This window comes from Streptomyces sp. CRN 30 (genome assembly GCF_034105845.1).
On record NZ_JAVRHI010000341.1, the window covers coordinates 21,153 to 27,286 of the forward strand.

The following is a 6,134-nucleotide window of genomic DNA, read 5'->3' on the forward strand; positions in this document are numbered from 1 at the left end:
CCTCGCCGAGGCCCGTTACGAGGAACGACCGGGCGCGACGGCCCGGAGCGCGGCGGACAGCTCTGCCACGAACGTGCGCCATGAGGCGACCTCGCTCACCGGACCGTCGCGGTCCAGCAGATCGAGCAGCCGGTGCCGGTTCCTCGGGAAGCGCTGATGCAGCTCCGTCAGACGCCGCCCCTTGCAGCCGCTCGCCGTCGCGATCGTGTCCTTGAGGCGTTGCTTGGGATCGGCGACGCGCTCCACGGACGCCGCCTTCGGCAGGTCGAGCGGGATACGCCCGCGCGGATTGCCGGCGACCTCGCGGATGGCCTGCTCGTCCAGGAGCAGCCAGGCTTCGAGCATCCTGACCGGCACGGCCGGCACATGCGCCAGCCCCGGCCAGACTTCGCCGACGGCGTTCGCCATCTCCGTCCTGCGGTCCTGAGGCGCTCCACGGTCGGCGTCACGCTGGATCACTGCCAGGTCGTAGGCGCCGCCCATGTCCCGGGTGGTGCGCAGCTTGTCGATGACGGAGTGCCCGGCCGGAATGCGCAGCCACCGCAGATCCGGCGCGCTCACTGCCACAGGCACTCCGAGATCGGCGGCGATCCCCTCCACATGGCTCACGAGCCCCTGGTCACTGGTGCCCTCGCTCAGGAACAGAACGCGCACGGTCATGCGACACGTCCGTCCATGTCGAAGGCGAGCTGAGACTCCGGCGGCGCTTCCAGGTACGGGAGGATGTCGAGTTTGGTGACGTAGTCACCGGTTCCGTCGGCGGCCCGCCAGGTACCGGCCAGCGGGCGCAGCCGCAGTCGCCTGGTCACCTGCCCGTTCCCGGACCGGTAGGCCGAGGTGTCGGCGAACAGCAGATCCTGGGCATCCACGAGCTGGACCACTCCGGGGGAGTGGGTGTTGATGAGTACCTGACGGAACGGGTTGTCGTCGCCCGGCGCTTCCTGGGGGTCGACCGCCAGATCACGCACCAGGTCCACCATCGCCGAGAGGTTGGCCGGATGGATGCCGTTCTCCGGTTCCTCCATGCACACCAGACCACGGATCTCGGGGTCCTCCAGGAGGACACACAGCGCGAGGAACCGCAGTGTGCCCTCCGAGAGGCTGCGAGCGGGCAGTACCATGCCGCTGATCTCGTGCAGCCGGATGGTGAGCAGCTCCCGTACATCGTCCTCCTGCACGTCGAGCGTGCGCACCTGGAGACCGGAGAGGTCGGACAGGCGTCCGGCGACCCGCGAGTAGACCTGGTCGGGATCGTCGGACGCGCCGTGCAGCGCGATACGGAAGAGCGTGCCGGGCAGATGCAGTCCGTTGGGCCCCATCGCCCTCGGGTCGGTGTACCCGTCGGAGCTGCGCAGCGCCGACGGTTCCAGGGCGAGGCGGCGCCAGGACTGCATCTCCCGCCGCACCGCCAGGATGGTCGGATCGTCGCTCGTGTTCACCGTTGACACGACCGTGGCACGGGCCCGGGAAGCCGCCGCGGGCCGCGGCTGGCCACGGCTGCCCCCGTCCTGATGGATGCGGATCACGGACTCCGCACCCTCGACGGTGGTCGAGATGTAGGAGACACCTGAGCGCCGCCCGGTGACCACGGCGTCGCGGAAGCGCGCCTTGGAGTGCGGAAACCGTAGCCGGGCCCGCGCGTCACCCTGCTTGATGTGCCGCAGGCTCTCGTGCAGCAGCGAGAGCCTGCCGATCTTCTCGGCGCCCTGCGGCGGCTGGTAGCCGAGCTCCAGCTCGTACCGCAGGAACGAGGTCGTCGGTACGGCGTCCCGGCCGAAGTCGTCCTCCACCGCGTCCGGCGGCACGAGCATCTCCGCCGCGAACCGCATCCGGTGCGTCTCGCGGTCGTACCCGTTCCAGAAGAGGTCCCGAGCGTCACCGTGCCGCTCGCCGTGCGTCCCCCGGACCTCCTGCGCGGCCTCCATCAGGGACCGGTCGGCGAGCAGGCTCAGGAACTGGATGGCGTCGAAGACATTGGACTTGCCCGTCCCGTTCTCTCCGGCGATACAGGTGAACGGACCCAGCTCGACCGTCAGATCCAGCAGGTTCTTGAATCCGTCGACCTCAAGCCGTGTGAGCATCCGTCCTCCCGGGCGGTCCGGCCGGCGCGCGCTCCGGCAGGGTCAGCGTCGTCAGCAGCATATGTCCCGTCGTGGCCGGTGAAGGGGCCGGTGAGCGGCCGTCGGGCGGCGGCAGGGCGCCGGTCCGGGCGACGACGTCGCCCACACCGTCTTCCCGGGTCCGCCGACCCGCGCGGTCACTCCCCAGGAGTCGGCGAGCGCGGCCACCAGCAGCAGACCGCGCCCGCTGTCCTCGCCGGTGTCACCGCTCGTCGACCGGGGCAGGCACTCCCCGCGCGCGTCGCTGACCTCGATCCGTACGAGTCCGAGGTCCGGGACGGGGACGAGGGCCAGCTCGGCGTCCCGGCCGGGCACCAGCCCGTGCGTGACGGCGTTGGCGGCCAGTTCGGCGACGATCAGCTCCACGCTGTCGTGCGCGTCGCTGCCGTACGTCCACCCCCAGGCGTCCATCCGATGGGAGGCCAGCCGCCGCGCGAGCCGGGCGCCGCGAGCAGTGGGGGAGAAGCGCAGGGCGAAGGTGGTGAGGGGAGTGGTCATGCACCGAAGATCGTGGCCAGCCGGCCTCTCTGACCAGGGGGTACGGCCAGACGGCCGGGTTCTGTAGGGGCGGATGGGGTTTCCGTACGGCTGGTGCAGCGGGTACAGCGTGACTCGTCGCCGACCGGCCGGAAGAGGGTGGCCTGTACGTGATCGCCCTCGCACTCGCGGAGGGCGGACAGGCGGGTGGAGGTGGTGGCCACGGCTCGCGCCCCGGGGGCGGCGGGCCGGTGGTCCGGTACGGGTGGTACATGCCGGAGGAGGTAGCGCAGCAGGCCGCCGGGCCGGTGGACCGGGGCTCCGTCATCGGGCAGACCGCGCAGGATGTGCGTACGTACGGCGGCGGGCGAATGCCCGGCGGCGAGCCAGCGGTCGGCCAGCCCGGCCAGCTCGGCGTATATGGCGCGGGGGATGTGGCGCAGGGCGAGGGAGAGCGACGGGAAGGCGGCGACGAGGGCGCGGGCCTCGTCGCTCGCCGATGTCGGCGCCGATGCCGGTTCCGCCGTCCGCTCGGGGGGTTCGGGGGGTCGGTGGGGAGTGTTCCCACGGGGGTCTTCGTAGGGATGACCGTCGGTGGGCCGGGTGGTCGGCTCACCGACCGTCGGTACGAGAGGACTCGGTACGACCTGCGACGACAGCAGCTTGGCGGCCTCGGCGGCGTTCAAGGGCGTGCTGGCGATGAGCTGTTGGGTCGACCAGAGACCGTCGGGTCCCTGCACGCGACGCTCGTGCACGAACCCCTCGTCCTTGAGCTGGCGCTTGGCCCGAGTGAAGGCGCTGCCGCCGATGTTGGCCCGTTCGGCGGTACGGGAGAGGGACTCGCGGGTGCCGTCAGGGAGGGAGAGCTGCCAGGTGAGGAGGCGCACGGCGTCGGAGGACAGACGGGGGTGCCGGATGATGTCGTGCGAGAACTGGGAGAAGGCGCGCGGAGGCGCGATATGGTGCCGATAAATCACGGGTGGAAGCCGATCCACTAGTGGTCCAGGTCCTCGTGACGGGTGCGAACCGTCGCGGGGACCGTTTTGTTGTGTGGACGGTACCGCACGTACGGTGCTCACGCGTACGCGTTGCGTGAAGGGGTTCGCCTGCGTGAAGCGCGCACGTCGTCCTACTCTCCGGTCACGGAGTGTGATCGGTGGGGAGCGGAGGACTCGGCGGATGGGTACGGGCAGCGAAGGATTTCTGCGGTGTTTCGGATGCCAGGTGAAGCTGTTCCGGGAGGCGGCGGGGCTCACGCAGGCGCAGGTGGGGACGCGGGTCGGGTACAGCGAGGCGCAGGTCGCGGCGGTGGAGCAGGGGCGGCGGATCCCGAAACCCGATCTGATCGACGCGATCGACCACGCGGTGGGCGCGCGGGGCGTGCTGATGGCCATGAAGAAGGAGGTGGCCAAGGCGCGGTATCCGTCGTTCTTCCAGGAGTACGCGGAGGTGGAGGCGGAAGCGGTCGAGTTGCATGCCTACGACGCCCAGTTGGTCAACGGCCTTTTGCAGTGCGACGCGTACATGCGAGCGGTCTTCAGCATGTGGCGTCCGCTGCTGGACGCGGAGACGGTGGAGCAGCGAGTCGCCGCCCGTGCGGATCGGCAGCAGTTGTTGTGCCGTGTCCCGAAGCCGCTCCTGAGCTTCGTCATCGACGAGCACGCCCTTCTCCGGCCCCTCGGCGGACGGGAGGCGCACCGGGCGCAGTTGGAACACCTGCTGCTCATCGGCCGCGAGCGGCACATCGAGATTCAGGTCATGCCGACCGGGCGTGAGGAGCACGCCGGAGTGGCCGGGCCCTTCACGTTGATCCTCGCCAAGGGAGGGCGCAGGATGGCTTACACGGAGGTGCAGGGCAGCAGCGCCCTCCACGCGGAGCCCGCGAGAGTTCAGGGTTTCGAGTCCACGTACGGGGTCCTGCGTGCACAGGCCATGACCCCTCGTGAGTCGGTGACCTGGGTCGAGAAGTGCTTGGGAGAGTTGTGAAGGACACGGATCAGATAGCCGGGCCGGCCTGGGTGAAGAGCAGCTACAGCGCGGGGGACGGCGGCCAGTGCGTGGAGGTCGCGAGCACGGACACGACCGTGCTGGTACGTGACTCCAAGCGGCCCGCAGAGGCGATCATTACCACCGGTGTCGAGGAATGGGCGGCCTTCCTGCGGATGGCCGCCCGCAGCTGAAGCGAAGCTGCCGGTGTCACACCGACACCGGCAGCCTCTTCCCCAACCACTCGGTCAGCGTCCGTACATACGTGGCCGTCAGATGGTCGTCGTTGCGGTACACCACCACGCTGCCGATGACCGCCGGGCACTCGCCGTCCCGGCAGAACATCGACGTCGCGTCGATCAGAGACGCCCCGTCGACCTCGGCCGTCGCCACCTCGCCGACCTGTTCGAAGCCGAGCGCGTCGTCCTTCGCGGTGGCGCAGTCCACGAGGGAGTCCATCGCGCCCGAGACGCAGGACGGCACGTCCGGTTCCGGGTGCGGGTTGTCGGCGAAGGTCACCACCTTCGCGCCCGTGCCGGTCAGCCGCCGCAAGGTCTTCGCGTAACCCTCCTCCGTGCGTTCCGCGCTCGCCGTGTCGCCGAGCCGGGCACCGTCGCCGTCCGCGACCGACGTGGTCGCCCGCGCGCCGGTCACCACCATGGCCGGCTTCTCCGCCTCGATCCGCTTCAGCGCCGTCTCGCGCCAGTCGTCGCACTCCGTGTACGCCCGCTTCAGCTGCCCCGCCCACACCGTCACCTCGGCCGGTGAGCACGCCGACTTGGTCAGCACCTCCAGGCGCCAGCCACGCCGCTCCGCGATGGCCCGCAGCGCCGGCGTCCACTGCACGGCGTGCGAGTCGCCGAACAGCACCACCGTGGTGGCGGACGTCGTGTCGCCGTAGACGCAGCCGGAGGCAGGTTCAGTGTCCAGTTGGTCGACCAGACAGTCGTCGTGCGGCGCGTCCGTGTCGTCCTCGGCCGTCTCCGGCAGCGGGCGCAACGCGGACGCGCTGCGCTGCAACTCCGTGTCGCCCGCCGCCAGCACCGCCGCGCCGGGCGCGTCCGCCGCCTCCGCGAGCCGGGTACGCGGCACCGCCGTCCAGGACACCGCCCCGCACAGCACCGCGCCCGCCGTGCACGCCGCGCCGAGCACCAGACCGGACCGGTGCGCCTGTCCTCGGCGTACGGCCCGCTCGGGCGTGTGCCGGAAGCGGTTCTCCACGTAGCGGTGGGCCAGCGCGGCCGGTACCCAGGACAGCGCGACCGCGAGCAGCGCAACCGACAGCGGCGGCTCGCCCAGCCACACGGTGGTGAAGGCGAGGAACGGCCAGTGCCACAGGTACCAGGAGTAGGAGATCCGGCCCACATAGCGCACTGGCCGCAGGGACAGCAGCCGGCCCGCCGGGGTGTCCACCGCCACCGCGCCCGCCGCGAGCACCGCCGCCGTACCCAGTACCGGCAGCAGCGCCCAGGGGCCGGGGAACGCCGTGTCCTCGCCGAACCGCAGCGCGGCGGCACCGACCGCGGCGATCCCGGCGAGCCCCGCCGCCCC

At 71.0% G+C, this 6,134-nt stretch carries 7 protein-coding genes; 2 read left to right on the plus strand and 5 right to left on the minus strand.

Annotation, left to right across the window (positions count from 1 at the left end):
• Nucleotides 1–15: 15 nt before the first annotated feature.
• Genes UW392_RS36705 through UW392_RS36720 form a run of 4 tightly spaced genes read right to left on the minus strand, consistent with a single transcriptional unit; the run spans nucleotide 16 to nucleotide 3,574 of the window.
• Nucleotides 16–660: a hypothetical protein gene (locus UW392_RS36705; RefSeq protein ID WP_320779547.1), complete on the minus strand. Its 645-nt coding sequence runs from the start codon at nucleotides 658–660 to the stop codon at nucleotides 16–18.
• Complete coding sequence (locus tag UW392_RS36710) at nucleotides 657–2,081, minus strand: AAA family ATPase (RefSeq protein ID WP_320779548.1); 1,425 nt, start codon at nucleotides 2,079–2,081, stop codon at nucleotides 657–659. The genes UW392_RS36705 and UW392_RS36710 overlap by 4 nt, the downstream gene beginning before the upstream one ends.
• 51 nt (nucleotides 2,082–2,132) lie before the next feature.
• Nucleotides 2,133–2,618, minus strand: coding sequence for an ATP-binding protein (locus UW392_RS36715; protein ID WP_320779549.1), 486 nt, complete (start codon nucleotides 2,616–2,618; stop codon nucleotides 2,133–2,135).
• Nucleotides 2,615–3,574 carry a hypothetical protein gene (locus UW392_RS36720; protein ID WP_320779550.1) on the minus strand — a complete coding sequence of 320 codons (960 nt, stop codon included), beginning with the start codon at nucleotides 3,572–3,574 and terminating at the stop codon, nucleotides 2,615–2,617. The genes UW392_RS36715 and UW392_RS36720 overlap by 4 nt, the downstream gene beginning before the upstream one ends.
• Before the next feature lie 202 nt (nucleotides 3,575–3,776).
• Here UW392_RS36720 and UW392_RS36725 point away from each other — a divergent pair, with 202 nt between their 5' ends.
• Both UW392_RS36725 and UW392_RS36730 read left to right on the plus strand, forming a co-directional pair.
• Nucleotides 3,777–4,583: a helix-turn-helix transcriptional regulator gene (locus UW392_RS36725; RefSeq protein WP_320779551.1), complete on the plus strand. Its 807-nt coding sequence runs from the start codon at nucleotides 3,777–3,779 to the stop codon at nucleotides 4,581–4,583.
• Nucleotides 4,580–4,777 (plus strand): DUF397 domain-containing protein, encoded by a 198-nt coding sequence (locus tag UW392_RS36730; RefSeq protein ID WP_320779552.1) that lies wholly within the window; start codon nucleotides 4,580–4,582, stop codon nucleotides 4,775–4,777. Before UW392_RS36725 ends, UW392_RS36730 begins: the two co-directional genes overlap by 4 nt.
• A 16-nt stretch (nucleotides 4,778–4,793) precedes the next feature.
• Here UW392_RS36730 and UW392_RS36735 read toward each other — a convergent pair.
• A partial coding sequence (locus UW392_RS36735; RefSeq protein ID WP_320779553.1) for an acyltransferase family protein occupies nucleotides 4,794–6,134 on the minus strand: 1,341 nt, incomplete at its 5' end.

Excerpts from the sequence above, each read along its gene's own strand:
- UW392_RS36705 (WP_320779547.1), bottom strand. The coding sequence starts at position 660 with ATGACCGTGCGCGTTCTGTTCCTGAGCGAGGGCACCAGTGACCAGGGG.
- UW392_RS36710 (WP_320779548.1), bottom strand. The coding sequence starts at position 2,081 with ATGCTCACACGGCTTGAGGTCGACGGATTCAAGAACCTGCTGGATCTG.
- UW392_RS36715 (WP_320779549.1), bottom strand. The coding sequence starts at position 2,618 with ATGACCACTCCCCTCACCACCTTCGCCCTGCGCTTCTCCCCCACTGCT.
- UW392_RS36725 (WP_320779551.1), top strand. The coding sequence starts at position 3,777 with ATGGGTACGGGCAGCGAAGGATTTCTGCGGTGTTTCGGATGCCAGGTG.